This window comes from Crossiella sp. NPDC003009, assembly GCF_053591555.1.
Window position 1 is genome coordinate 33,614 of record NZ_JBSFUA010000045.1, and the last position, 24,465, is coordinate 58,078.

27 protein-coding genes and 1 pseudogene are annotated in these 24,465 nt (G+C 71.8%); 19 read left to right on the forward strand and 9 right to left on the reverse strand.

Going from position 1 to position 24,465, the window contains the following annotated elements; genetic code table 11:
* Positions 1-28 precede the first annotated feature (28 nt).
* Positions 29-526, reverse strand: a complete 498-nt coding sequence (locus ACWDY5_RS33170) for a peptidylprolyl isomerase (protein WP_449726085.1) — start codon at positions 524-526, stop codon at positions 29-31.
* A gap of 38 nt (positions 527-564) precedes the next feature.
* The gene (locus tag ACWDY5_RS33175; protein WP_449726086.1) at positions 565-1,476 is read right to left on the reverse strand and encodes a LysR family transcriptional regulator; all 912 of its coding nucleotides are present in this window, start codon (positions 1,474-1,476) and stop codon (positions 565-567) included.
* 118 nt (positions 1,477-1,594) lie between these two features.
* On the opposite strand from ACWDY5_RS33175, the gene ACWDY5_RS33180 reads away from it, so the two are divergent.
* Positions 1,595-2,032, forward strand: coding sequence for an SRPBCC family protein (locus ACWDY5_RS33180; protein WP_449726087.1), 438 nt, complete (start codon positions 1,595-1,597; stop codon positions 2,030-2,032).
* Entirely contained in the window at positions 2,029-2,346 is a 318-nt protein-coding gene (locus tag ACWDY5_RS33185) for an ArsR/SmtB family transcription factor (RefSeq protein ID WP_449726088.1), read from the forward strand. The genes ACWDY5_RS33180 and ACWDY5_RS33185 overlap by 4 nt, the downstream gene beginning before the upstream one ends.
* Before the next feature lie 90 nt (positions 2,347-2,436).
* Here ACWDY5_RS33185 and arsC read toward each other — a convergent pair whose 3' ends face one another.
* Genes arsC through ACWDY5_RS33205 form a run of 4 tightly spaced genes read right to left on the reverse strand, consistent with a single transcriptional unit; the run spans position 2,437 to position 6,666 of the window.
* On the reverse strand, positions 2,437-2,775 hold the full coding sequence (gene arsC, locus ACWDY5_RS33190; RefSeq protein WP_449726089.1) for an arsenate reductase (glutaredoxin): 339 nt from the start codon (positions 2,773-2,775) through the stop codon (positions 2,437-2,439).
* Between the two features lie 5 nt (positions 2,776-2,780).
* The gene (locus ACWDY5_RS33195; RefSeq protein ID WP_449726090.1) at positions 2,781-3,932 is read right to left on the reverse strand and encodes a Glu/Leu/Phe/Val family dehydrogenase; all 1,152 of its coding nucleotides are present in this window, start codon (positions 3,930-3,932) and stop codon (positions 2,781-2,783) included.
* Positions 3,933-3,943: 11 nt separating this feature from the next.
* A complete protein-coding gene (locus ACWDY5_RS33200) occupies positions 3,944-5,104 on the reverse strand; it encodes an NAD(P)/FAD-dependent oxidoreductase (protein ID WP_449726091.1) in 1,161 nt (386 codons plus the stop codon).
* A complete protein-coding gene (locus ACWDY5_RS33205) occupies positions 5,101-6,666 on the reverse strand; it encodes an aldehyde dehydrogenase family protein (protein WP_449726092.1) in 1,566 nt (521 codons plus the stop codon). Before ACWDY5_RS33205 ends, ACWDY5_RS33200 begins: the two co-directional genes overlap by 4 nt.
* Before the next feature lie 150 nt (positions 6,667-6,816).
* On the opposite strand from ACWDY5_RS33205, the gene ACWDY5_RS33210 reads away from it, so the two are divergent.
* Positions 6,817-7,791: an ornithine cyclodeaminase family protein gene (locus ACWDY5_RS33210; protein ID WP_449726093.1), complete on the forward strand. Its 975-nt coding sequence runs from the start codon at positions 6,817-6,819 to the stop codon at positions 7,789-7,791.
* 75 nt (positions 7,792-7,866) lie between these two features.
* Here the strand turns inward: ACWDY5_RS33210 and ACWDY5_RS33215 are convergent, their stop codons facing one another.
* Entirely contained in the window at positions 7,867-8,070 is a 204-nt protein-coding gene (locus ACWDY5_RS33215) for a cold-shock protein (protein WP_185003781.1), read from the reverse strand.
* Positions 8,071-8,457: 387 nt separating this feature from the next.
* Here ACWDY5_RS33215 and ACWDY5_RS33220 point away from each other — a divergent pair.
* A pseudogene (locus tag ACWDY5_RS33220) lies at positions 8,458-9,877 on the forward strand (amino acid permease).
* Here ACWDY5_RS33220 and ACWDY5_RS33225 read toward each other — a convergent pair.
* Positions 9,874-10,386, reverse strand: a complete 513-nt coding sequence (locus tag ACWDY5_RS33225) for a pyridoxamine 5'-phosphate oxidase family protein (RefSeq protein WP_449726094.1) — start codon at positions 10,384-10,386, stop codon at positions 9,874-9,876. The pseudogene ACWDY5_RS33220 and the gene ACWDY5_RS33225 sit on opposite strands and share 4 nt — an antisense overlap.
* Positions 10,387-10,414: 28 nt before the next feature.
* Positions 10,415-11,095, reverse strand: a complete 681-nt coding sequence (locus tag ACWDY5_RS33230) for a maleylpyruvate isomerase N-terminal domain-containing protein (protein WP_449726095.1) — start codon at positions 11,093-11,095, stop codon at positions 10,415-10,417.
* A 223-nt stretch (positions 11,096-11,318) separates the two neighbouring features.
* On the opposite strand from ACWDY5_RS33230, the gene ACWDY5_RS33235 reads away from it, so the two are divergent.
* The 15 genes from ACWDY5_RS33235 (at position 11,319) to ACWDY5_RS33305 (ending at position 24,465) form a co-directional block, all read left to right on the forward strand.
* Positions 11,319-12,173 carry an N-acetylmuramoyl-L-alanine amidase gene (locus ACWDY5_RS33235; RefSeq protein WP_449726096.1) on the forward strand — a complete coding sequence of 285 codons (855 nt, stop codon included), beginning with the start codon at positions 11,319-11,321 and terminating at the stop codon, positions 12,171-12,173.
* A gap of 4 nt (positions 12,174-12,177) precedes the next feature.
* Positions 12,178-13,773 (forward strand): phage tail sheath family protein, encoded by a 1,596-nt coding sequence (locus ACWDY5_RS33240; protein ID WP_449726097.1) that lies wholly within the window; start codon positions 12,178-12,180, stop codon positions 13,771-13,773.
* A gap of 14 nt (positions 13,774-13,787) precedes the next feature.
* Positions 13,788-14,321: a phage tail protein gene (locus ACWDY5_RS33245; protein WP_449726098.1), complete on the forward strand. Its 534-nt coding sequence runs from the start codon at positions 13,788-13,790 to the stop codon at positions 14,319-14,321.
* 5 nt (positions 14,322-14,326) lie between these two features.
* Entirely contained in the window at positions 14,327-15,031 is a 705-nt protein-coding gene (locus ACWDY5_RS33250) for a T4 family baseplate hub assembly chaperone (protein WP_449726099.1), read from the forward strand.
* 527 nt (positions 15,032-15,558) lie between these two features.
* Positions 15,559-15,792: a hypothetical protein gene (locus ACWDY5_RS33255; protein ID WP_449726100.1), complete on the forward strand. Its 234-nt coding sequence runs from the start codon at positions 15,559-15,561 to the stop codon at positions 15,790-15,792.
* Between the two features lie 3 nt (positions 15,793-15,795).
* The gene (locus ACWDY5_RS33260; RefSeq protein ID WP_449726101.1) at positions 15,796-17,019 is read left to right on the forward strand and encodes a DUF4255 domain-containing protein; all 1,224 of its coding nucleotides are present in this window, start codon (positions 15,796-15,798) and stop codon (positions 17,017-17,019) included.
* Entirely contained in the window at positions 17,016-19,118 is a 2,103-nt protein-coding gene (locus ACWDY5_RS33265) for an ATP-binding protein (protein WP_449726102.1), read from the forward strand. The genes ACWDY5_RS33260 and ACWDY5_RS33265 overlap by 4 nt, the downstream gene beginning before the upstream one ends.
* Positions 19,111-19,365 (forward strand): hypothetical protein, encoded by a 255-nt coding sequence (locus tag ACWDY5_RS33270; RefSeq protein ID WP_449726103.1) that lies wholly within the window; start codon positions 19,111-19,113, stop codon positions 19,363-19,365. The genes ACWDY5_RS33265 and ACWDY5_RS33270 overlap by 8 nt, the downstream gene beginning before the upstream one ends.
* Positions 19,362-20,435, forward strand: coding sequence for a hypothetical protein (locus ACWDY5_RS33275; RefSeq protein ID WP_449726104.1), 1,074 nt, complete (start codon positions 19,362-19,364; stop codon positions 20,433-20,435). The genes ACWDY5_RS33270 and ACWDY5_RS33275 overlap by 4 nt, the downstream gene beginning before the upstream one ends.
* A 16-nt stretch (positions 20,436-20,451) precedes the next feature.
* Complete coding sequence (locus ACWDY5_RS33280; protein WP_449726105.1) at positions 20,452-21,513, forward strand: hypothetical protein; 1,062 nt, start codon at positions 20,452-20,454, stop codon at positions 21,511-21,513.
* On the forward strand, positions 21,510-22,166 hold the full coding sequence (locus tag ACWDY5_RS33285; RefSeq protein WP_449726106.1) for a hypothetical protein: 657 nt from the start codon (positions 21,510-21,512) through the stop codon (positions 22,164-22,166). The genes ACWDY5_RS33280 and ACWDY5_RS33285 overlap by 4 nt, the downstream gene beginning before the upstream one ends.
* A gap of 12 nt (positions 22,167-22,178) precedes the next feature.
* On the forward strand, positions 22,179-22,484 hold the full coding sequence (locus ACWDY5_RS33290; protein WP_449726107.1) for a LysM domain-containing protein: 306 nt from the start codon (positions 22,179-22,181) through the stop codon (positions 22,482-22,484).
* Positions 22,474-23,601, forward strand: coding sequence for a hypothetical protein (locus ACWDY5_RS33295; protein ID WP_449726108.1), 1,128 nt, complete (start codon positions 22,474-22,476; stop codon positions 23,599-23,601). The genes ACWDY5_RS33290 and ACWDY5_RS33295 overlap by 11 nt, the downstream gene beginning before the upstream one ends.
* On the forward strand, positions 23,598-24,110 hold the full coding sequence (locus ACWDY5_RS33300; protein WP_449726109.1) for a phage baseplate assembly protein V: 513 nt from the start codon (positions 23,598-23,600) through the stop codon (positions 24,108-24,110). The genes ACWDY5_RS33295 and ACWDY5_RS33300 overlap by 4 nt, the downstream gene beginning before the upstream one ends.
* 13 nt (positions 24,111-24,123) lie before the next feature.
* Positions 24,124-24,465, forward strand: a complete 342-nt coding sequence (locus ACWDY5_RS33305; protein WP_449726110.1) for a hypothetical protein — start codon at positions 24,124-24,126, stop codon at positions 24,463-24,465.

Consider the following 24,465-nt stretch of genomic DNA (forward strand, 5'->3'; position numbering starts at 1 on the left):
CGTGGGGCGCCGGTCGGGGACCGGGTGGTCAGACGATGCTGGCCTTCTCGATGATCACGTCCTGCTTCGGGACGTCGGAGTGGCCGCCCGCGTTGCCGGTGGCCACGCCGCGGATCGACTCGACGGTCTCCTGGCCCTCGACGACCTTGCCGAACACCGCGTAACCCCAGCCGTTCGGGGTGGGCGAGGTGTGGTTGAGGAAGTCGTTGTCGACCGTGTTGATGAAGAACTGGGCGGTGGCCGAGTGCGGGTCACCGGTGCGCGCCATGGCGACGGTGTACTGGTTGTTCTTCAGGCCGTTGGTGGCCTCGTTCTTGATCGGGGTGCCGGTGGGCCTCTGCTTCAGGCCCGGCTCGAAACCGCCGCCCTGGATCATGAAACCGCTGATGACGCGGTGGAAGATCGTGCCGTCGTAGTGGCCCTTGTTCACGTACTCCACGAAGTTCGCCACCGTGTTCGGCGCCTTGTCGGCGTCCAGTTCCAGGACGATGCTGCCGTGGTTGGTGTCCAGACGTGCCTTGGTCATGCCACCGATTCTGTCACCGCACGTTGGCGCACGCTGGGCTAGGGCGACCAGCGGGTGCGCAGATCGGCGCAAGACCGGGCCAGGCAGTCCAGGGCCAGTGGCAGCAGGGGGTTGCTGTTCTGCGGGCGGTGCAGCACCAGCACCCGGCGGAAGGCCTGCCACCCGGCAGGGCGCAGCACCCGGATGCCCTTCTCCGGCACGGCCAGCCTGGGCATCATGGCCACCCCCAGCCCGCGCGCGACCAGCTCGGCGACCACGCCGTAGTCGTTGCTGCGGAAGATGATCGCCGGGTCGAACCCGGCCGCGGTGGCCATCCGGCCCAGGGAACGTGCGCCCGCGGTGTCCGCCCTGGTGCAGATCCAGCGTTCCCCGGCCAGCTCGGCCAGGTCCACCTCCTGGCCGCCGGCCAGCCGGTGCGTCTCCGGGACGGCGATGGTCAGCGGCTCGGCCAGCAGCTCGGTGCCGCGCAGCTCCACCGGCCACACCCTCGGATCCAGGTCGTAGGCGAAGACCACCGCCGCGTCCAGGGTGCCCTCCAGCACGCCGCCGAGCACCTCGTCCGGCTCGCCCTCGTCCAGGTGCACCTCGGCGTTGGGGCGCGCGGCCACGATCGCGGCCAGCGCGACCGGTAACACCTTGGCGTTGGCGGTGGCGAAGCTGGCCAGGCGTAAGGTGCCCGCGTCTCCCGCGACCAGGGCTTTCGCTTCCCGTTCCACTGTGGACAGCGCGCCGAGCACCGCGCCGCAGCGCTCGGCCAGCAGCTCGGCCACCGCGGTCGCCCGCACACTCCGCGCGGACCGCTCGAACAGCGGGGCGCCCACCGCGCGTTCCAGCAGCACCATCTGCTGGGAGACCGCGGAGGCCGTGTAGCCGAGGTTGCGCGCCGCCTCGGCGAAGGATCCCGTGCGGACGCACTCCCGCAGGGTCCGCAGATGGATCGGGTTGAGCATTGCGCGACTCTACGGAGATCGGACATGCCACCGCACCCCCTACGAGGTATCTGCAACCCAAGAGTTGCGCCCCGAACGGTCATGTGCAACTCTGAGGTTGCGCCTACAGGAGGACAACATGGACCGCATCGAACGTCAGATCCACATCGCCGCCCCGCCCGAGCGGGTGTGGTCGGTGCTCACCGAGGCCGAGCACATCGCCCAGTGGTTCGGCCAGACCGCGCAGGTCGACCTGCGCCCCGGCGGCGCGGCCAGCTTCGGCTGGACCAAGCACGGCACCAGCCAGGCCACCATCGTCGCGGTGGAGCCGCCGCGCTTCTTCTCCTACCGCTGGAACCTGGTCGACGACGGACCGGCCGAGGACGGCAAGACCTCGCTGGTCGAGTTCACCCTGGTTGAGCAGGACGGGGGGACCAGCCTGACCGTGGTGGAAACCGGTTTCCAGTCCCTGGCGGTGTCCCCGGACCGGCAGCTCAAGCAGTACCAGGACAACGTGGGCGGCTGGCAGGCCGAGCTGGACGAGCTGGCGGCGTACGTGGACAAGCTCGCGGCATGACCGACCAGGTCGACGAGGTGATCGTGGCGCTCTCGGACCCGCTGCGGCGGCAGCTGCTGGAGCGGCTGTCCCGGCTCGGCTCGGCCAGCGCGACCACCCTGGCCGAGCACCTCCCGGTGACCAGGCAGGCGGTGGTCAAGCACCTGGTGGTGCTGGACCGGGCCGGGCTGGTCACCGGCGGGCGACAGGGCAGGGAGGTGCGCTACGCGGTCCGCCCGGAGGCGCTGCTGGTCACCGCGGAGCGGCTGCGCCGGGTGGCCGCCGACTGGGACAGCCGCCTGTCCGCGATCAAGCGCCTGGCTGAAGGCGGGTAGGTCGTGTTTCCGATGTCACGCCAGCGATAGCCGCGCCACCAGCGACCAAACCGATCACGACTCTCGCCGACGCGACATCGGAAACACGACCTAGAGGATCTCCTCGACGTTCTGGATCGGCCGCGCCAGCCGGGTGCCCTTGCTGGTGACCACGAACGGCCGCTCGATCAGGATCGGGTGCTCGGCCATCGCGTCCAGCAGCGCCTCGTCATCGGCCTCGGCCAGACCCAGCTCGGTGAACAGCTTCTCCTTGCGCCGCACCGCCTGCGCGGGGGTGAGGCCCGCGTCCGCGATGAGCTTGGCCAGCTCCTCGCGGGTCGGCGGGGTCTTGAGGTAGTCGATCACGGTCGGCTCCTCGCCGTTCTCCCGCAGCAGCGCGAGGGTGTTGCGGGAGGTGCTGCACCGAGGGTTGTGGTAGATCGTCGCCATGGTGGTCATTCTGCCCATCGGGAGCGGGGCAGGCGGCCGCGCAACGCCATCGCCGTGCGCACCCGGTCCTGGGCCAGCCGCATCGCCGCGGTCCTGGGCAGCACGCCGGTGCGGCGGGACTCGGTGAGCACCAGCTCGGTGTTGGCCCGCATCTTCGCCGCCACCGTGGCCATGATCGCGGCCGGATCGGGCCGGAACGGGGAGTAGCGGGCGTCCATGGCGAAGGCGGCCGCGACCACGCCGCCGGCGTTGGCGATGAAGTCCGGCACCACCGTGACACCGCGTTCGGCCAGCGCGGACTGCGCGGCGGGGCTGGTCGGCAGGTTCGCGCCCTCCACCACCAGGTTCGCCCGGATCCGGGCCGCGGCCGGCTCGTCGATGACGTCCTGCACCGCGGCCGGGACCAGCACATCGCAGTCCACCAGCAGCTCCGCCCCGGCCGGAATCCGTTGCGCGGGAGCCAGTTTCACGCAGGCGTCGCCGTGCTCGGCGCGCAGCGCCAGCCAGTGCGGCACGTCCAGGCCGTCCGGATCGTGCACCGCGCCCTCGCTGGTGGACAGCGCGACCACCACCGCGCCCAGCTCGTGCAGGCGGCGGGCCGCGGCCAGGCCGACCGCGCCGAACCCTTGCAGCGACACCCGTGCGCCCGCGGTCGGGCGGCCCAGCAGCGCCAGCGCCGCGTCCACCGACTCGGCCACCCCGTGCCCGGTGACGCCGATCTTGTCGTAGGCCACCCCGCCCAGCTCCTCCGGCACGCCCACCGCGGCGCCCCGGTCGCCCAGCTCGTCCTGGATGATCGCCGCGTCCGCCTCGGTCATGCCCATGTCCAGCCCGGCCACGTAGCTGGACGGGATCTGGTCGGCCAGGCGGCGGACGAAGGCGCGCAGCACCGCCTCCTTGTCCGGACTCGCCGGATCCCACCGGATGCCGGCCTTGGCGCCGCCGTGGAAGAGGTCCACCGCGGCCCACTTCCAGGTCATCACCCTGGCCAGCCGGGCGATCTGTGCCACGGTGACCCCCGGCGCCATCCGGGTGCCGCCCTTGCCGGAGCCGCGCGCGGTGTTGTCGATGACCAGCACGCCGCGCATCCCGGTGCGCGAGTCGGAGACGCTGACCACCTTCTCCGGGCCCCACTCGTCGAACTCGTGCAGGTCCACCGAGGTTCCTCTCAGACGCAGTTGTGTTCGGGCCGGACCCCGGCCCCGGCGAACCGGCGGACATCCAGCGCGGCGACATCCACCACCGGATCCCGGCCCAGCACCAGGTCCCGCAGCACCTCGCCGATCGCCGGTCCCTGCAGGAAACCGTGGCCGGAGAAGCCGGTGGCGTAGAGGAACCGGCGCACCCCGGCCGCCTCGCCGACCACCGCGTTGTGGTCGGGGGTGACCTCGTAGAGCCCGGCCCAGCCGTGCGCGATGCCCACCTCGGTCAGCGCGGGCGCCCGCCTGGCCACCGCGGCGCTGAGCCTGGGCAGCCAGGAGTCGGTGCGGGACAAGTGGAAGCCGAACTCCTCGTCCGGGTCCGACATGCCCACCAGCAGCCCCGCGCCCTCGCCGTGGAAGTAGAAGCTGGTGCCGAAGTCGATGGTCATCGGCAGCTCCGGCGGCAGGTCCGGCACCGGCTCGGTGACCAGGATCTGCCTGCGCAGCGGCCGCACCGGCAGCGCCACCCCGGCCATCGCGCCCACCGCGGCCGACCAGGCCCCGGCCGCGCAGATCACCGTCGCGGTGCGCACGGCCCCCTCGTCCGTGCGCACCGCGCGGATCTCCCCGTCCTCGATGTCGATGCCGGTGACCGCGCAGTGCCGCCGGATCAGCGCCCCGTGCCGCCGCGCGGCCCGCGCGTAGCCCTGCACCACGGCCTCCGGGGTGCAGTGGCCGTCGGTGGGGGAGTAGGCGGCGGCGAGCAGCCCGTCGGTGTCGATCAGCGGGGACAGTCGTTTCGCCTCAGCGGGTTCGAGCATCCTGCTGGGCACTCCGAGTCCATTTTGGACGGTGATGCTAGCCTCGAACGCCGCCACGTCCTCGGCGTTGTCCAGCAGGAACAGGTAACCGTGCTGGGCCAGGTCGATCTCGCCGCCCGGCCGCTGCGCGAAGTTCTCGAACGCGGCCAGGCTGCGCTTGCCCAGCTCGATGTTGACCGGGTCGGAGAACTGCGCGCGCACCCCGCCCGCGGCCCGGCAGGTGCTGCCCGAGCCCAGCTCGTCCCGTTCCAGCAGCAGCACCTCCGCCCCGGCCTCGGCCAGGTGGAAGGCCGCGCTGACCCCCATCACCCCGCCGCCGATGACCACCACGTCGGCCGCGGCGGGCAACGGGGCGCGGCCGGTCACCGCCCGGCCCAGTGCTCGGGCAGCCGGTAGCCCAGCTCCGGCTCCACGGTGGTGACGTCCATCTGCGCCTTCTGCAGCTTGCCGGAGAAGTCCCAGTTCATCGACTGCCAGCGGGTGAACTGGTCCAGCACCCAGATGCCGGACTGCCGGGAACCGTTGCCGGAGCGGCCGTTGCCGCCAAAGGGCAGGTGCGCCTCCGCGCCGGAGGTGGAGTTGTTCACGCTGACCATGCCCGCCCCGATGCCCTGCCGGAACCGGAACGCCTTGGCCGGATCGGTGGTGTAGATCGAGGAGGACAGCCCGTAGCCGGGCGCGTTGGCCAGCTCGACCGCCTCAGTGAAGTCCCGGTAGCCGGTGATGCCGATGATCGGCCCGAAGGTCTCCTCCAGGAAGATCCGGTCGGTCGGCCGCACCCCATCCACGACCACCGGGTGGTAGTACAGCCCGGTCCCGGCCTTGCCGTGGAAGCCCTCGCGTGGGTTGTCCGCGCTGATCCGGCCGATCCCGGTGGAGCCGAGCACGGTGTGGTGCGGCTGGATCCAGTCCAATGTGGACTCATAGGAGTCGGCGAACTTCTGATCCAGCAAGGGTCCGTAGAGGACAGGGCCGTCCGGTTCGCCGACCACCGCGGCGCGCACCGCGGCGTCGAAGCGGCGGGTGAACTCCGCGCGCACGTCCTCGTGCACGATCACCGTGCCCAGCGAGGTGCAGCGTTGCCCCGCCGAGCCGAAGCCGGAGAACAGCGCGCCCTCCACGGCCAGGTCCAGGTCGGCGTCCTCGGTGACCACCATCGGGTTCTTGCCGCCCAACTCCAGGCAGGGTGACTGGAGGTGCCGCCCGCACAGCTCGCCGATCTGCTCCCCGACCGCGCTGGAGCCGGTGAAGCCGACCTTGTCCACCAGCCGCCGCTCCAGCGCGGTGCGCAGACCGTCGAAAGTGGACGGTCCGTCGGCCAGCACCAGCCCGAGCACCCCCGCGGGCACTCCGGCCCGCCAGGCCAGTTCGGCGAAGGCGGCCGCGCTGGCCGCGGCGTACTCGGCGGGCTTCCACACCACCGCGTTGCCGCACAGCAGCGCGGGCACCAGGTACCAGGAGGGCACCGCGACCGGGAAGTTGCCCGCGGTGATCACCACGGCCACCCCGACCGGCACCCGGAAGGTGAACAGCTGCTTGTCCGGCATCTCGCTGGGCACGGTCTGCCCGTACAGCCTGCGGCCCTCGCCGAGGAAGAAGTCGCAGGTGTCCACGATCTCCTGCACCTCGCCGAGCGCCTCGGCGTAGGGCTTGCCGATCTCCCTGGTGACCAGCCCGGCCAGGGTCTCCTGGTTGGCCTCCACCAGCCTGCCCAGGTTGGCGATCACCCGGCCGCGCACCGGCGCGGGCACCGCGGCCCACTCGGTCTGTGCGGCCCTGGCCACCTCGGCGGCGTGCACCAGGTCCGCCGCGCCGCCGAGCTGGACCGTGGCGACCACGTCGGCCGGCTCGGCGGGGTTGCGGGAGAGGTAGTCCGTGCCGCGCACGGCCTTGCCGTCGATCACCGAGGTCAACGTCGTCGTGTCCACACAGCTCACCGTAGGGCGCGCGCCGGATCGGACAAGCCACCCAACGCGCACACTTGCTCGCGCTCAGCGTCACGGAGAGTTGGCCTCGGCCTCGCGCGCACGGGTGGTGACCACGTGGCCGGCGGGCCGGGGTGTGGCCAGACTGGAGTCATGACGGCGAGTGCGGGTCCCGTGGTGCTGTCCGAGGCCGAGGTGTCGGCCCTGCTGGACCTGGACGGGGTGATCGACAGCCAGCGGCAGGCGTTCACCGCGCTGGGCGAGGGCAGTGGCCTGGTCGCGGAGAAGGCGGTGCTGGACAGCCCGGACGGCTCCACCGTGCTCAGCTACCTGGGCCGGGTCTCCACCGCGCACGGCGTGGTCAACAAGGTGGTCAGCGTGCAGCCGGACAACCCGGCCCGCGGCCTGCCCGCGATCACCGCGACCCTGGTGGTGCTGCACCCGCGCACCGGCGAGGTGCTGGCGGTGCTGGCCGGTGGGGAGCTGACCGCGGTGCGCACCGCGGCGGCCTCGGCGGTGGCGGTGGACGCGCTGACCCAGCCCACCGCGGGCGATCTGGCCATCCTGGGCTCAGGGGTGCAGGGGCGCTGGCACGTGCGCGCGCTGGCCAGGGTGCGCAACCTGCGCCGGATCCGGATGTGGAGCCCCAACCGGGAACGCTGCGCGCGGACCGCGGGGCAGCTGACCGGGGAACTGGGGGTTGAGGTGATCCCGGTGCCCGACCCGGTGGCCGCGGTCGGGGACGCCGACCTGGTGATCGCGGGCACGCTCAGCCACACCCCGGTGGTGCCCACCGCGGAGGTCGCCATCGGCGCGACCGTGGTCAGCGTCGGCTCCTTCGCCCCGGACCGGCACGAGCTGGACCAGGCCCTGCTGGACCGGGCGGACCGGGTGGTGGTGGACCACGTGCCCACCGCGACCGGCCACGCCGGGCCGATCATGCGCGCGGTCGCCGACGGGGTGCTCACCGAAGGGGACCTGACCTCGCTGGGCGAAGTGCTCTGCGGCACCAGGCCGGGCCGCCGCGCGCCCAGCGACCTGGTGATCTACAACAGCGTCGGCCTAGGCGTGCAAGACGCGGCCGCGGCGGCCCTGGTGCTATCCCGCCACCACGCCGCCAAGCGTTGAGCTACCCCAGAAAAAGCGAAAACCGGGCTGTCATGAAGACAGCCCGGTTGCCTGAAAAATTTCAGGCCGTCGCCATCAGTGGCCGGTGACGTTTTCGGCCTGCGGGCCCTTGGGGCCCTGGGTCACGTCGAAGGTGACCTTCTGGCCCTCCTGGAGCTCCTTGAAGCCCGTGCCGTTGATCGCGGAGAAGTGCACGAAGACGTCAGGGCCGCCCTCGTCCTGCGCGATGAAACCAAAGCCCTTTTCCCCGTTGAACCACTTCACACTGCCAGTTGCCACAAATCCTCCGACCACAAAAAATCAGTTAACGCGACGAACCCTACCCCGTCCGGCGAATTTCGGGAATTCCCACCCCCAGATCGGGTGGTGGACACCCCTCCGGAGCCCGCCCCGCGCGCCGCCCCGTTCGCGCACGTGACCAGCACGTCACCTGGGTGCCCGCGCACGTCGGCCTGCGGTCCGGCCATCCGCCGTGCCCCGTTGTTTTGCCTGGTCAACGTAGGTGTGAAGGGTTGTTCCAGCGGCCCGTTTCGGTGAGCTCTGCTGGTGCTCACCCCGAGGTTTTGCCGGGGTCGGCCACCTTCCCCGGGCCCTCCCGGCCAGCCAAGCTCGGCGGCACTGTGACCTGGGACACGAAGGGTGAGTGATTCGGTGGGCGACGGACTGCTGGGCACGGGGCCGCGCGGGGTGTTCCGGCGGACGCTGCCCCCACTGGACCAGGCGCACCAGCCACGGATGGCCAAGGTGCTCGGGCTGGGCCAGCTCACCCTGATCGGCGTCGGCGCGATCATCGGCGCGGGGATCTTCAGCCTGGCCGGGGCGGTGGCCAGGGACGTGGCCGGGCCCGCGGTGCTGATCTCGTTCCTGATCGCCGGGGCCGCCTCGGTGTGCGCGGCCTTCGCCTACGCCGAGTTCGCCGGCATGGTGCCGCGCGCCGGGTCCTCCTACACCTACGCCTCGGCGGTGCTCGGCGAGATCGTGGGCTGGATCATCGGCTGGGACCTGCTGCTGGAGTACACCGCGATCGTGGCCGCGGTCTCCATCGGCATGTCCGGGTACGTGGGCTTCCTGCTGGAGCGGATGGGCATCGAGCTGCCGGTGTGGATGATGGGCGCGCCCGGCACGGGGGAGGGGCACCGGGTCGACCTGGTCGCGGTGCTGATCTGCCTCGGCGTGGCCTGGCTGCTCAACCGGGGCACCAGGACCTCGGCGCGGGTGGACGCGGTGCTGACCGTGGTCAAGATCGCGGTGGTGCTGCTGGTCGTGGTGGTCGGACTGACCAAAGTGGACAATGCGAACCTGGATCCCTTCGCGCCCTTCGGCTTCGGCGGCGCGGTCGCGGGCGCGGCCACGGTGTTCTTCGCCGTCTTCGGCTACGACGCGCTGAGCACCGCGGCCGAGGAGTCCAAACAGGCCCAGCGCCACCTGCCCAAGGCGATGCTGCTGTCCCTGGCCATCTGCATGGTGCTCTACGCGCTTGCCTGCGTCGTGCTGACCGGGATGGTGCACTACACCCAGGTCGACCCGGCCCGCGGCTTCTCCGCCGCGTTCGAGGCGGTCGGCCTGGGCGGGGTGGGCACGGTGATCGCGATCGGCGCGGTGCTCGGCATCGTCACGGTGAGCTTCTCGTTCATGATGGGCGCCTCCCGGCTCTGGTACGCGATGAGCCGCGACGGCCTGATGCCGCGCTGGTTCGGCGCCCTGCACCCGCGCCGCCAGGTGCCGCACCGGGCCACCTGGATCATCGGCGTGGTGGCCGCGGTGCTGGCCGGCCTGCTCCCGGTCCGCGAGGCGGCGGAGCTGACCAACATCGGCGTGCTGTTCGCCTTCGTGCTGGTCTGCCTTGCCGTGGTGGTGCTGCGCTACCGCCGCCCCGACCTGCCCCGCGGCTTCCGCAGCCCGGGCATGCCGGTGGTGCCGTTGCTGGGCGTGGGGTTTCTCGGTCTGGCTGATGTCCTTCCTCAAGGCCGAGACCTGGTGGCGCTTCGGGCTGTGGCTGCTGGTGGGACTGGTGGTGTACGCGGCCTACAGCTACCGCGCGACTCGCAAGGTGGTCACCGGCGGCTCGGTCGAGCTGGGCGGCTAGTCCTCGCGGACCCAGCGCTGGCGCGGCGCGAAACCCTCCCGCCGCAGCCAGTGCTCGGTGTAGACCACCCGGTCGATCCGGATGCGCAGCAACGGGTTCCGCGGCGTCTCGGTCACCGAACGCCCCCGCTCGGCGGCATCGGACTGCCACAGGTACACCGCCATCCCCGCCTCGAACTCCGCCGACCCCGGCAGCAGCACCTCGGCCCGCCCGAACAGCTGCGCGCCCCGCGAGCTGGCCAGCCCGGCCAACGGCGCGAAGACCCCGATGGAGACCCGGGGATCGGCCTCGATGTTGCGCAGCTTCGGGGTTTTCGCCTGGGAGGTCACGTAGAGGGTGAAGCCGTCGCTGTAGTAGCGGACCGGGGTGGCCAGCGGGCCGTCCGCGCCGGTGGTGGCCAGCACGCAGAGGTTCTGCGTGGCCAGCAGGTTGAGGATGCGCTCTTCCAGCCGCGGGCGGGGGAGTTTCGCGGTGGGCGCGGGACCGGCCAGCCAGGGGTTCGCGATCATGCCCAACCCTAGCGACCTGCGGCCGGTCTCACCCCAAGACCGGCAGCCGCGCGGCGAACCGCCCCGCCGTGCGGCGCTGGAACTCCGTCAGCGGCACCCGCCCGGTGCCGGCCAGCACGATCACCTCGTCGTCGAGCGCGGGCAGGATCGGCGCGCCCGCCAGGGACTCCACCGTGCCGCGGGCCAGCTTCAGCGCGGTCGGCGCGGGCGGCGGCAGGGTCAGTTCGTGCTTGAGGTCCAGGTGGTGCACGGCCACCTCGACCGCCCAGGTGGCCAGGAAGTCGCCGGAGGAGAGCACCTTGCCCTGGAACCGGACCGTGTTCGGCGGCAGCGCGGTGACCATCCTGGACACCGCGTCCGAGGTCGGGCGCAGGTGCCCGAGCAGCCCGGTGGGGCGGCGGTAGGCCGAGGCCAGCCTGCGCACGTACTGGATCTGCCCGATCCGCTCGGTCTCGGTCTCGCGGCCGGGCAACCTGCCCTGCCAGTAGCTGGCCGCGTCGGTGTCCGGCGCCGCGTCGGTCGGGGAGACCAGGCCCAGCAGCATCTCCTGCAGGCCCAGGTGCACGTGCGCGATCACGTCGCCGACGGTCCACCCGTGGCACCGGCTGGCCGCGAGCATCTTGGTGTCGTCGAGGGTGTCGCAGACCGCGAGCAGGGCGGATAGCGCTTCGAGGAAGGCCGCCTGACCGTCGTGGTGTTCGACGCGCATGGCTGTCACCCTATCGGGTCAGGAACGATACGTACATTTACGTACAGCCCCGCTGTCGAATTCCTGCCCGCACGCCTTATCAGGCTCAGGCGACTTCCCGATGGTGCAGCCGACCCCACATTTCCTTGTCGTGCCGCTTTTCCTCCCCGAGTCTCGACATCGAGCCGCGCTATCAGGGGAATGGGCTTTTGCGGCCCGGTGCGCGAGGGATGGGGGTTTCGACATGGCACGACTGCTTTGGCTGCCCGGAGTGCTGCGCGAGGCGGGGCTGCGGGTCACCGAGGTCGATGGCTGGCGCACTCGCGGCGCGGACCGGATGGGTCAACTGCGCGGGGTGCTGCTGCACCACACCGCCGGATCGCGCAAGGGGAACTACCCCTCGCTGCGCACCATTCTGGATGGCACGGCGGACACCCCACCGCCTTTGGCGCAGTTGGGACTTGCCCGCGATGGCAGCTGGCTGGTCATCGCCTCAGGGCTGGCCAACCACGCCGGTGAAGGAGACTGGCCGGGGCTGCCGAGGAACAACGCCAACCCGCACCTGATCGGTGTGGAGGCGGAGTCGGCAGGCGACCCGCCCTATGACTGGACCCCGGCCCAGCTCGAGGCGTATCCGCGTGGGGTCGCGGCTTTGTTGCGGCATTTGGGCCGTGGCGCGGAATGGGCGATCGCGCACAAAGAATGGGCGCGGAACCGCCCCCGTCGCAAGAAGAAGGATCCGGCCGGATGGCCGGGTGACATGTCGGGATTCAGGGCGAGTGTGGCTCGCTGGCTGAAGAACCAAGGAGACGATGTGAGCTACGACGACGCCTACCGGGCATTCAAGGACGTCCTCAACGAGGAGTTCGACAACCCGAACAACAACGGCCGCAAAACCAGCCTCCGCACCCAGATCTCGCACGGCGACTGGCGCACCGACCTGACCATCAACCAGGTGGTCAGCCAGCTCTCCGGCCGCATCGCCGGGCTGAGCGAGGCGATCACCCAGCTGGCCCAGGGCCGCCAGGTCGACGTGGCCGCGATCAGCAAGGCGGCCGAGGCCGGCGCGCGCCAGGCGCTCGGCCAGGACCAGGGGTGACGTGATGCCGGTCCAGCCGACCTACCCTGGCGTCTACATCAACGAGCTGCCCAGCGCGGTGCGCACCATCACCGGCGTGCCGACCTCGATCGCGGCCTTCGTCGGCGCCGCGCTGCGCGGCCCGGCCGACACCCCGGTGCACATCACCAGCTTCGCCGACTACACCGCCACCTTCGGCGAGCTGCACGCCAAGTCGCCGATGAGCCACGCGGTCTACCACTTCTACCTCAACGGTGGCAGCGAGGCCGAGATCGTCCGCCTGGCCGGCACCGGCGCGAAGCGGTCGACGGCGACCTACCACGGCCTGACGCTGGAAGCTTCCGGCGCGGGCGTGTGGGGCGACCGGATCCGCTTCCGGGTCGACCACGACACGGCCACCGGCGCGGCCAACCTCTACAACCTCACCGTCCGGGACAACGGGACCGGGGCCGAGGAGCGCTACCTCAACATCTCCACCGACAAGGACAGCTCCCGGTCGCTGCGGAAGGTGCTGCGCTCCTCGCTGCTGGTCCGCCTGCCCGATGGCACCGAGGGACCCACCGCCCGGCCGGAGGAGCACGAGGACCCGGCCGATGGCGTCGACCCGCTCGCCGACCCGCCCACGCCGCCGAAGCCGGAAGAGGAGGACGGCAACGGGACCTCCACCGGGCTCGCCGATGGCGACGACGGCGGCGAGCTGGACGCGGCGGCCTACACCGGGAACCAGGACCGCAAGACCGGGCTCTATGCGCTGGACCGCGCCGACATCTTCAACATGCTGTACCTGCCCGGTGTCGCCGGCGTGTCCACCATCACGGACACGGTCTATCCCAAGGCCGCTGACTACTGCCACAAGCGCAGGGCGATGTTGATCGTGGAGCCCGGCAAGGACGTCGACACCGTCAGCAAGGCGGTGCTCGCGGCCAGCCCGGCAGGCGGTGGCAACCCTTTCGGCATCGACCGGAGCCTGCGCCCGAACGTGGCCGCCTACTTCCCGTGGCTGGACATGGCCGACCCCGCGGAGGAAGGCGGGGTGCGCGAGTTTCCGCCGGGCGGTGCGGTGGCCGGGATCTGGGCGCGCACCGACGCCCTGCGCGGCGTGTGGAAGGCCCCGGCGGGCACCGAGGCCGGCCCCAACGGCGCGCAGGAGCTGACCGTCAAGCTCACCGACACCGAGCACGGGCGGCTGAACCCGTTGGGGCTCAACTGCCTGCGCAGCTTCCCGGTGACCGGCAACGTGGTCTGGGGCGCGCGCACCCTGGCAGGCGCGGACCGGTTGGCCGACCAGTGGAAGTACCTGCCGGTGCGGCGGCTCGCGCTCTTCGTCGAGGAGAGCCTCTACCGCGGCACCCAGTGGGTGGTCTTCGAGCCCAACGACGAACCGCTGTGGTCCTCGGTGCGGCTCAACGTGGGCGCGTTCATGAACAACCTGTTCCGCCAGGGCGCGTTCCAGGGACAGACGCCGCAGCAGGCGTACCTGGTCAAGTGCGACCGGGAGAACAACCCGCAGAACGACATCGACCGCGGGATCCTCAACATCCTCGTCGGGTTCGCCCCGCTCAAACCGGCCGAGTTCGTGCTGATCCACATTCAGCAGCTGGCCGGCCAGGTCCAGGTGTAGGAAGGAACACGGCCATGCCACAGGCGAACCCCAAGACCACGCGGGTCGACCCGTACAAGAACTTCCGGTTCAGGGTGAAGTTCGGCGACGGCGACTACATCGCCGGTATCTCCAAGGTCTCCGGCTTCACCCGCACCACCGAGGTGGTGAAGCACCGCTCCGGCGGCGACCCCTCGCTGAGCTACAAGCTGCCCGGCCGCACCGACTTCGAGGCCATCACGCTGGAACGCGGGGTGACCCTCGACCCGGAGTTCGAGAAGTGGGCCAACAAGGTCTGGAGCTTCCGCAACGCCACCGGCGGGGTGGAGACCTCGCTCAAGGACTTCCGCCGGGACCTGCTCATCGACGTCTTCGACGACGGCGGCCGCAAGGTGCTCTCCTACCAGCTGCACAAGGCATGGGTGTCGGAGTACAAGCCACTGTCCGATTTGGACGGCAACGCGAACGCGGTGCTGATCCAGTCCATCAAGCTGGAACACGAGGGCTGGGTCCGCGACGACACCGTGGTGGTGCCCGCGGACAACACCTTCGACGACCCGACGGGCTGAGGCCGGTGCTCACCGAGGCCGAGGTGCTCGCGCTGTGGGAGGCAGGGCTCGGCCAGTCACCCGTGCGCCGCTCCCTCGCACTGGCCGCCGCCGGTGGCGCCGAGGCGCCGGGCGAGCTGACCGTGGGGCAGCGGGAGAGCCTGCTGCTGTCCTTGCGGGAGAAGGGGTTCGGCGGTGTGCTGCCGTGCCAGGTGGCCTGCCCGGCCTGCGGCGAGCAGTTGGAGCTGACCGTCGAGGTGACCGAGCTGCGCACCGCGGAGCCACCCCGCGAGTCGGCCACGCTGCTGGCCGACGGGGTGCGGGTGGAGTTCCGGCCGCTGCGCTGCGCGGACCTGCTCGCGGTGTCCGCGGAGTCCGGTGACGCGCGGCGGGAGCTGTTGCGCCGCACCGTGGTCACCGCCCACCGGGACGGACGGGAGGTCCCGGTTGCCGAGCTGGCCGAGCCGGTGCTGGAGGCGATCGCCGCCGCGCTGCCCGAGGTCGACCCGCAGGCCGACATCTCGCTGGCCCTGGACTGCTCTGGGTGCGCGCACTCCTGGTTCGCGCCCTTCGACGTGGGCGGCTACCTGTGGGCGGAGATCGAGGCCTGCGCGCACCGGCTGCTCTTCGACATCCACGCCCTGGCCACGGCCTACGGCTGGACCGAGACCGAGGTGCTGTCGGTGAGCCCGGCCCGCAGGCGGTTCTACCTGGAAGCGGGGGTCTCATGAGCGGCGACCTGGTGACCAGGCTGCTCGGGCAGGGCGGCCCCGCGGTGCGGCCACTGCTGCCCTCGGTGTTCGAAGCCCCGGTCGCGCTGCGCCAGGAACCCCGAGCCCACCAGCTGATGCGGCCCGAACCGGGGATCGCGGACGCGCGGCCGGAACCTCCGGCGAGTTTCCCAGAGCTGACGCCCAGAGTTCCGGGGGGTCCGGCCGCCCCAGCGGTTCCGGACCAGGCAGTCTCGGTGTCGCCGACGACACCGGGCATCCAACGAGACCAGCCGACGCCGTGGGAACTACCGGAGAGCCCGCCCATACGGCGAGCCGGGGCAGCGCCCGTGCCCTTGCCGCTGTCCGGCCAACCCGGTGACCCGGTCGCCGCAACGGCGACGCGCGCTGGGGTGACAGGTCCGATGCCGCCCGTGGCGCCGAGCCGCCGGATCCCCGCGCCACCCGCCGACCCACCGAGCCGCCGGAGCCCGGCCACGCCCGCCGAGTCGCCGAGCCATCCGGTCCCCGCCCCGCCGCCATCACCGGTGCCAGCCCTGGAATCCCCGGTCCGGCAGGGCGGCTGGGCCGCCGGCCACCTGCTCTACGCGCCCGCCTCGCGCCAACCGATCCCGCCCCGCCCGCGGTCCACCGTGCACATCACCATCGGCCGCGTCGAAGTGCGCGCCGAACAACCCGCGCCGAACCCCAAGCGCGGCAAGACTTCCCGCCCTGCCGTCCTGGAGCTCGACGACTACCTGCGCACCCGGAAAGGAGGCTGACCGATGAGCAACGCCAGAGTGATCGAAGCCGTGACCCAGATCCTCAAGGGCATCCTGCAGTCCGGCGCGGACCGGGTGCACGACGGTGTGCGAGCCACCGCGATGCCGCCGGACCAGGTCGGCGCCACCGGGCACGAGGTACAGCTCAACCTGTTCCTCTACCAGACCACTGTGGACGGTTCCTGGCGCAACGACCCCTTTCCCGCGGACGGCTCCCGGCGCGGCGAGGCCGGGTTCCCGCCGCTGCCGCTGGTGCTGCGCTATCTGGTCACGCCCGTGGTCAGGGACGGCGATGAGCTGGTGGCGCACCGGGTGCTCGGCGGGGCGCTGCGCGCGCTGCACGACCACCCGGTGCTCAGCGGGGCCGAGCTGAAGCGCAAGGCCCCGTACGCCAGGGTGTCGGCGGAGGTCGAGTCGGTCAGCCTCGCGCCGCTGCCCTCAGGCACCGACGAGCTGACCAACCTGTGGTCGGCCTTCCAGTCGCCCTACCGGATGTCGGTGGCCTACGAGGCCAGGGTGGTGCTGATCGAGAGCGAGCGCGAGGCCCGCGCGCCGGTGCCCGTGCTGCGGCGCGGCGAGGACGACCGAGGGCCCGTCGCGGTGCCCGAGGTGGGCACCGGATTCCCCAGCCTAGACACCGTGGAAGCCGTGCACGACCACCCGGCCGCGCTGCTCGGCGAGCAGGTCCTGATGCGCGGCACCAACCTGGACGGCCGCGAGGTCGAAGTCCGGCTCGCCCACCCGCTGCTGCCGGCCACCATCCCGGCGACCATCACCCAGAACTCGGCCACCCACCTCGCCTTCCGGGTGCCGGCCGAGGCCGCGGCCACCCCGGCCGGGTTCTGGACCGCGACCGTCTTGCTCACCAGCGCCGAAGGGGATCGGCTGCACAGCAACGCGATCCCGGTCGGGGTCGCGCCGCGGATCACCAGCCGGATGCCGCTGGTCGTGCACCGCAACCGGGACGCCGAGGGCTCCGCGGAGGTCGCGCTCACCGTGGAACCGCTGGTGCGGCCGGAACAGCGGGTGTTCCTGCTGCTCGGCTCGCGCGCGGTGCCGCCCCGGCCCATCACCGAAGCCACCGGCGCGCTGGTGTTCCGGGTGCCCTTCGCCGAGGTCGGCACGCACCTGGCCAGGGTTCGGGTGGACGGCGTGGACAGCAGGCTGGTCGACCGCGAGCCGGACATCCCGGTCTTCGACGCCACGCAGCGGGTGGAGGTCCGGTGAACGCCGACCCCGGCTGGCAGCTGGCCAACGACCGCTACCTGGGCGCCTCCCTGGCCTGGCTGCGGCTTACCCTGCGCCACCACATCGAGCTGCGTCGCGGCGCGCCCCCACCCCCGCCGCCGCCCGCGCCACGACCGCAGCAGCCACCGGTCCCGGTGCGCAAAGCACGCTGGTTCACCGCCGACCCCGAACCCGAAAACCCAGCCTCCCCAACGCCTCCGCCGCCGACGCTGCCGAACCCGCTGGCCGCGCTCAGCCGCGAGCTGGACGTGGTGGCCAGGGTCCGGGCCGAGGCCGCCGCCGGGCCGCACCAGCCCGCGCTGCTGACCCTGGCCGAGCTGTTCGGGCTCTCCGCCTTCGAGCGGGACACGCTGCTGCTGTGCGCGGCCGCCGAACTGGACCCCTCGATCGCCAACCTGTGCGCGCTGGCGCACGGCAACGAGCGGATGGGCTTCCCCAGCTTCGGTCTCGCGCTCAGCGTGCTGCCCGACCCGGCCTGGGACGTGGTCGCCCCGCACCGCGGCCTGCGCCGCTGGCGGTTCCTGGAGATCGCCCAGCTGCCCGGCCAGCCACTGGTCACCAGCGCGCTGCGCACCGACGAGCGGGTGGTGAGCTACCTGAAGGGCCTCAACCACCTCGACGACCGGCTGGACCCTCTTCTGTCCATTGTGGACGAAGGTGGACGGGTGCGGCTGCCGCCCTCGCAGCGCGCGGCGCAGCAGGAGATCACCGCCGAGTGGGCCTCCGGCGGCGGGGCCGTGGTGCAGCTGGCCGGGGCGGACGAGCCGAGCAAACTGCTGATCGCGCGACACGCCGCGGCCGAGCTGGGCCTGGTGCTCTACCGGCTGCCTGCCGCGTTGCTGCCGGACCAACCGAAACAGCTCGACGAGCTGGCTCGACTGTGGCAGCGGGAGTCCGCGCTCCTGCCGCTCGCGCTGTACCTGGACGTCGGTGAGGACCCCGGCGGCGCCGACTCCCCAGCGGTGTCCCCGGTGGGCCGGTTCGTCTCCAGGCTCGGCGGCCCGGTGCTGTTGGGCACCAGGGAGAGCCGGCCCGAGCTGGGACGTCGCTCGGTGGTGGTGGACATCGCGCCCCCCACCGCCACCGAGCGCGTCGCCGCCTGGCGGCAGACCCTCGGACCCGACCAGCCGGAGCAGCTGATCACCGGCCTGGCCGCCCAGTTCGCGCTGGACACCGCGGCCATCAGCGAACTCGGCGCGCTGGCCCCTGGTGGCGAACGCGCGCTGTGGCGCGGTTGCCTGGCCCGCACCCGGCCGCGGATGGACGCGCTGGCGCAGCGGCTGGAACCCAGGGTCGGCTGGGCGGACATCGTGCTGCCACCGGAGGAGCTGACCCTGCTGCACCGGATCGCCGAGCAGGTCGCGCACCGGGGCCGGGTGCACGAGGACTGGGGCTTCGGCGAGCGGATCACCAGGGGTCTGGGCGTCACCGCGCTGTTCAGCGGGCCCAGCGGCACCGGCAAGACCATGGCGGCCGAGGTGCTGGCCAGGGAGCTCGGCCTTGACCTGTACCGGATCGACCTGTCCGCGGTGGTCAGCAAGTACATCGGGGAGACCGAGAAGAACCTGCGACGGCTCTTCGACGCGGCCGAGACCGGTGGCGCGATCCTGTTCTTCGACGAGGCCGACGCCCTGTTCGGCAAACGCAGCGAGGTCAAGGACAGCCACGACCGCTACGCCAACATCGAGATCAACTACCTGTTGCAGCGGATGGAGTCCTACAGCGGCCTCGCCGTGCTGGCCACCAACCTGCGCAACGCGCTGGACAACGCGTTCCTGCGTCGCCTGCGCTTCATCGTCGGCTTCCCGTTCCCCGGCGCGGAGCAGCGCAAAGCCATCTGGCGCAAGGCCTTTCCGGCTCAGGCCCCGATCGCCGACCTGGACTTCGACCGGCTGGCCACCCTCCAGGTCAGCGGCGGCATGGCGCGCAACATCGCGCTCAACGCCGCGTTCCTGGCCGCCAGCGGCGACGGCATGATCACCATGCCGGTGGTGCTGGCCGCGGCCCGCACCGAGTTCCGCAAGCTCGACCTGCCGGTGCGGGACAGCGACTTCTCGGTGGTGAACGGCAATGGCTGACCGGGTCGAACTGCACATCGACCGCATCCTGCTGGTCGGTGTGGCCGAAGCGGGGCAGGTCAAGGAGATCACCGAGGCGGTGCACGCCGAACTGCACCGCCTGCTGACCTCGGCACCCGCTGGGCACTGGGCCCCGGCGCGGCGTCGCAGGGCGGTTGGGCGGGCTGTCGTCACGGGACAGCCCGCTCAGCTGGCTGCCGACCTGGCCAGATCCGTGCACGACACCCTGCGCGGCGGTGCCGAATGAGCCAGCGAGAGCACCGGCCGCAGCGCCAGCCCAGCGCGCCACCCCGGCAGACCCTGACCCCGCCGGCCTCGGCGGTCACCCCGTTCCGGCTCAACGACCTGGACACCGTGGGTGGCGCGCCGCTGGCCGGCGACGACTTCGACACCGCGGTCCGCGAGCTCCAGCTGGACCTGCTCGGACTGGGCAAGTTCGACGAGTTCCCCGGGGCGGCCACCGAGCCCACCGCCCGGCACCGCTGGCTGGCCGCGGCGGTCGCCGAGCGGATCCGCCGGGCCCTGGGCCGGTACCCGAACCTCAGCTTCACCGTGCAGGGCCGCGGCGGCGACGCCGACCTGATGCGCGCCCGCGCGGAGTCGATCCGGAAACTCCTGGTGGCACAGGGCGTCAAGGCCGAACTGCTGCGCGAGTACGCCCGCCCGGCCGAGGCCACCGTGCTGCTGTCCGGCCCGGTGCAGATCGGCATCGATGGCACCAGCGCCGCCGGACTGCTCGCCCGGCCGGCGCCAGGCCCGCGCGGGAACCGCCTGCGCTGGCCGCTGGGACCGACCCCGTCCAGTCCGCAGGCCGAGGGCGACCGGCCGTTCCCACGCACCCCGGGGTTCCCGAAGCTGAAGTGGCCGGAGCAGGGCAAGGAACCGGAGACCGGCGCGGACACCCTGCCGGAGTTCGGCCAGGAACCGGACCCGGCGGCCACCTCGCTGGCCGGGGCACTGGTCAAGGTTCCCTTCGTGCGCGAGGTGCGGCAGATGTTCGACCAGTGGTGGGAGCAGCAGACCACACCGCGCGGCCGCACCTTCCTCGGCGAGGTCACCGTGAGCGTTGACCTGCAAGAGGTGCTGCCCGCGGACCGCGCGGACCTGACCGCGCAGCTCTTCGCCGGGCTCAACGGCCAGGTGACGCTGGTCAACGGCCGCGGCTGGTTGCTGGTCGACCTGCCCGCGGGCGGCAAGGCGGTGAAGGTCGGGCTGGACCTGTCCCAGCTGTTCGGGCTGCGGCCCGGCCCGGTCCAGCTGTGGGTGCGCGGGGTGCCGATGGAGTCGTTGCAGCTCTGGGTGGGAGGGCGGTTCTGACATGCCAGGAGAACGAGTGCCGCAGACCCGCGCCGCCACACCGGTCGCCGCGCCCGCGCACGGCCTCACCAAGGCGTCCACCCCGCTGGGACCATTGCAGCTCAACAACTTCGGCACCGTCCCGGTCAGCGGCGACAAGGACCGCGACGAGGCGGTCCGGCAGATCAACGACACCCTGCACGTCTCCGGGTGGTTCACCGGATTCGCCGAGGACAGCAGCGCGGTCACCGCGGACCACCAGCGGGCGGGTGACTGGCTGGCCAAGGTGGTCCAGGCCCGGCTGGCAGCAGTGCCGGGACTGAGGCTGCTCATCACCGGCACGGGCGGACCCCTTGCCGCGCAACGCGCCGAGGCCATCCGCGCGCTGCTGGTGCGCTCTGGGGTGTCCGCGGACATGCTGCGCACCAGCGCGGACAGCGGCGCGGGTGGCGGGGCGGTCCAGGTCAGCATCGACCGGGTCAGCCTGGTCCAGCCGCTCACCCCGTGGAAACCGTTGCCCAGCAAGCCACAACTCAGTCCAGCGAGCCCCGCGGCCACACAGCGGCAGCCCAGCCGGGGACCGGTGGCCGCCGAGGGTGAATGCGAGATCAGCGACAGCTACGGCACAGCGGCCAAGACCGCGGTCAAGGCCGCGTTGCGGCTGCCGGACCTGCAAGGCCCGATCAGCCGGGCCAAGGGCTTCGCCGACCGCGTCAGGAAGGACTTCCTCGACGGGCTCCGGCCGATCGAGTGGGTCCCGGTGATCGGCACCGGCGTCATCTTCGGCGGGATCACCGTCTACGGCCTGACCCAGAGCCCCGACATGCGGGAGCTGGCGAAGAACCTGCTCGGACTGACCGTCAGCCTGCCCTCCTCGTTGCTGCCCAACGGGGTCGCGATCGAGGCCGGGCCGCGCAGGTTCGACTTCACCCTCGATCTCGGCGCGGCCAGCAAGGTCGCGGGCCAGCGGCTCGGCCCGTTCCGGTTGAAGCTCAACGGACTGGCCGAGTCGACCGAGGAGATCCCGTTCCAGGTCAAGGGCATGTTCGTGCTGGAGTACAGCGCCGAAGCCGACAGCACGACAGGAGCTCCGCGATGACCGGCCGGATCACCCCGAAGACCGCCCGAGGCGGTTTTGTCCTGGTGGAACCCAGGCTGGGCAAGGAGAAGAAGGTCATCCCCTTCCAGTACAACCCGGACACCCTCACCCGCACCCTGCGTCCGCAGGTCGCCGACGCACCGGGAGATCGGCTGGAGTCGTTGCGGCTCAAGGGTCCGGCGCAGGAGAACTACAAGTTCGACGCCGAGTTCGACGCCGCCGACCAGCTCGACCAGCCCGAGCGCCACCGGATCGTGGCCGAGCACGGGCTGCACCCGGTGCTGGCCGCGCTGGAGATGTCCTTCTCGCCCACGCTGAAACAGCTCACCGACGAGAACGGCGAGGCCAGTTCGGGGCTGATCGACATCGCCCCGGTGGAAGCCCCGCTTACCCTGCTGGTGCTCGGCGCGAAACGGGTGCTGCCGGTGCGCATCACCGAGTTCAGCGTGACCGAGGAGGCCTTCGACACCGCGCTGAACCCGATCCGCGCCAAGGTCAGCGTCGGCGCCCAGGTGCTCTCCGTGGACGACCTCGGCTTCGCGCACCGCGGCGGCCAGCTGTACCTGCGGCACCAGACCCGCCGCGAGTTCTTCGCCGGCCTCCTCACCGACCCGCTCGGCGCGGTCGGCCTGCCCAGCCTGCCCGGAGCGTGAGTCGTGATCCCGATGTCCAGCCGCTACCACGGCGTGCCCACCACCCAGCACACCCTGCCCGACGGCCGGGTGGTGACCTACCTGCGCCGCCGCCCGCTGCCCAGACCCGAGGAGCTGGACCAGATCGGCGAGCATGTGGTGGCGCCGGGGGAGCGCCTCGACGTGATCGCCTTCCAGGTGCTCGGTGACGCCGAGGCGGCCTGGCGGATCGCCGACGCCAACGGCGCGGCTGACCCGGACGAGCTGACCGCCCGGCCCGGTCGCAGGTTGCGGATCACCTTGCCCTACGGCATTCCCGGGACCGGCCATGGCGGGTGAGTTCCAGCTCCAGCTGCTCATCGGCAGGGTCGCGGTGGGCCGCGCGCCCGCCGTGCTCACCGACGCCCTCCAGTCGGCCAAGGTGATCAGCAGCGCCAGGGGGCGCACCGGGTTCCAGCTCACCTTCGCGGTCAGCCGGAACTCGCCGATCACCACCACCCTGCTGCCCTCGGGCCTGCTCGACCCGGAGACCCGGATCATCCTGCTGGCACTGGTCCGCGGCAACCCGCAGGTGCTGGTGGACGGGGTGATCACCACCCAGTCGATGAGCCCTGGCACCGAACCCGGCACCGCCACCCTGACCCTCACCGGTGAGGACCTGCTGGTGCTGCTGTCCCTGGCCAAGGAGCGCACCGGCCACCTGCACCTGCCGCCGCACCTGCAGGTCAGCAAGATCATGGCCAAGGAGAAGTACTTCAAGTACGGGATGGCCCCTGGCGCGGTGCCGCAGGTGATCCCGGACATCCCCGACCTGGCCGGGCAGGGCGCGCTGCAGACCGACAGCGACCTGAACTACATCGAGTGGCTGGCCGGGAAGGTCGGCTACACCTTCTACCTCATCCCCAACCGGCTGCCAGGGACCAGCGTGGCCTACTGGGGGCCGGAGCTGCGGATCGGCGCGCCGCAGCCAGCGCTGACCGTGGACTCCGGCACCGCGACCAACGTGGAGTCGTTGAGCTTCAGCATGAACGGCCTGGCCCGCACCAGGTGGACGATGGACATCACCATCCCGTTCACCAAGATCACCAGGTCGGTGGCGGTGCCCGAGCTGAGCCTGCTGCGCCCGCCGCTGGCGCTGCGGGCCGCCCCGCAGCTGCGGGAAGCCCCGCTGCCCAGCACCGCGAACAAGAACTTCGCCGAGGTGAGCCTGCTGGGCCTGGCCGCCACCGCCCGCGAGGCGGACGCGGTCACCGGCGAGGGCACCCTGGACGTGCTGCGCTACGGGCACATTCTCCGCGCCCGCGAGCTGGTCGGGGTGCGCGGCGCGGGCCTGGCCTACGACGGCCTCTACTACGTCACCAGCGTGACCCACGACCTCCAGCGCGGCCAGTACAAGCAGACCTTCAGCCTCAGCAGGGACGGACTCGTCTCTCTCACCCAGCAGGTGCCGACATGATCGAGCAGAACACGAAGTTCCACGGCCTCTACCGCGGTGTGGTGGTCTCCGCCATCGACCCGCTGGACCGGGGCCGGTTGCTGGTCAAGGTCTCCGACGTGCTCGGCGAGCTACCGGCGATCTGGGCCGAACCGGCCACCCCGCTGGCCACGCCCGGTGGCGGCGGCATCTACGTGCGCCCGCTGCCGCTGGCCGGGGTGTGGGTGTCCTTTGAGGAGGGTGACCCGGAACGCGCGGTCTGGCTGGGGTTCTGGCGCGGCGGGAAGCACGAGGTGCCCGCCGAGGCGAACGCGGCCCTGCCCGGGGTGCCGGTGATGGTGCTGGCCACCTCGGCGCAGAACTCCATCGTGCTCAACGACAGCCCCGGTGGCGGCATCACCCTGCGGCACGGCACCGCGCTGATCTCCATCACCGACGCGGGCATCGTGCTGTCCAACGGCAAGGGCGCGACGATCACGCTGGCGGGCAACACGGTCAGCGTCAACGGCCCAGCGCTGCAAGTCACCTGAGGGGGAGAACGACATGCCAGGATTCCTGTTCCACGCCGGTGCGGTGATGACGTGCAGCCATATCAGTGGCCAGGCGAAGGTGGTGTCACCGGGCCAGGCCAGGGTGCGGGTCAACGGGCAGCCGGTCGCGGTGGCCACCGCGCAGATCCTCGTCACCGGCTGCCCCGGCGCGCCCGGCACCGTGCCGCCCTGCAGCGCGGTGAAGTGGACCGGGCTGGCCGGGCGGGTGCGCGCGAGCGGCAGCCCGGTGCTGTTGCAGCCCACCGTGTCCGGGCCCGGCGCCGGCGTGTGCTTCGGCCCGTTGCCGCCGGCGCCGATCGTGACCTCGGTGCAGCCACGCGTGCGGGGGATGTGA